This is a genomic window from Microbacterium sp. HSID17254, assembly GCF_003989315.1.
Classification (GTDB): Bacteria; Actinomycetota; Actinomycetes; order Actinomycetales; family Microbacteriaceae; genus Microbacterium.
In genome coordinates this window covers 1-721 of record NZ_RBLT01000217.1, presented here as the reverse complement: position 1 = coordinate 721, position 721 = coordinate 1, and the positions used below count along the sequence as shown (strand labels likewise).

At 71.4% G+C, this 721-nt stretch carries 2 protein-coding genes; both read right to left on the bottom strand.

Features of this window, described 5'->3' with window-relative positions; genetic code table 11:
- The coding region (locus tag D8M34_RS18685; RefSeq protein ID WP_174235415.1) for a phytanoyl-CoA dioxygenase family protein at window positions 1-489 on the bottom strand (489 nt) is incomplete at its 3' end.
- Between the two features lie 128 nt (window positions 490-617).
- The coding region (locus tag D8M34_RS18680; RefSeq protein WP_148113121.1) for an ectoine synthase at window positions 618-721 on the bottom strand (104 nt) is incomplete at its 5' end.

The window sequence follows — 721 nt, the reverse complement described above, 5'->3', positions numbered from 1 at the left end:
GTCGAAGTCGGAGTGCCAGAAGAGCCCGCCGCCGCCGAGCCCGGGCTTGTAGTTGATGCGGCTCGGGTGGACGTACACGTCGGAGCCGAGGGTCTGGCGGGCCCGCGACAGCACCCGCTCGTCGCGGACCAGCCGGCGGATCGCCTCGGAGATCCGGTGGACCTGGAAGATCGAGCGGACCTCGTCGGAGGACTTCTCGACGACGCAGCGCTCGTCGGCGCGGACCACGGGGTCGCGGGCGAGCCGGTCCAGCTCGGCCTGGTACTCCTCGATCTCGCCGGCCGTGCGCAGGCCTGGGACCTGCACGAAGCCGTCCCGCTCCTGCGCCTCCAGCTCCTCGGCCCCGAACCTCTCCTCGCCCGCCCGCGCCCCCCACCCGCTGGGCTCCGCACGCTCGCTGAAGGCGGGGGGGATCTCGACGCGTGTGGGGTAGCGGTCCCCGGCGGTGCGCGCGAGACGCGGTTCGTCGTTTCCGACCGGTGCGGTCATGGACCCTCCTGTGAGTCGCTGTGGGTTCGGTGTCCCTTCGAATGGGTGTCGTGTGGACGACCGCGAGGGGCGTTCCCGCTGTCACACAGCGGAAACGCCCCTCGCGAGGTCGATCCCCGGACGGAGGCTCAGTCCTCCGTGATCAGCGGGTACACGCCGTTCTCGTCGTGCACCTCCCGGCCGGTGACCGGCGGGTTGAAGACGCACACGCACGTGATGGTGGTCTTCGGGC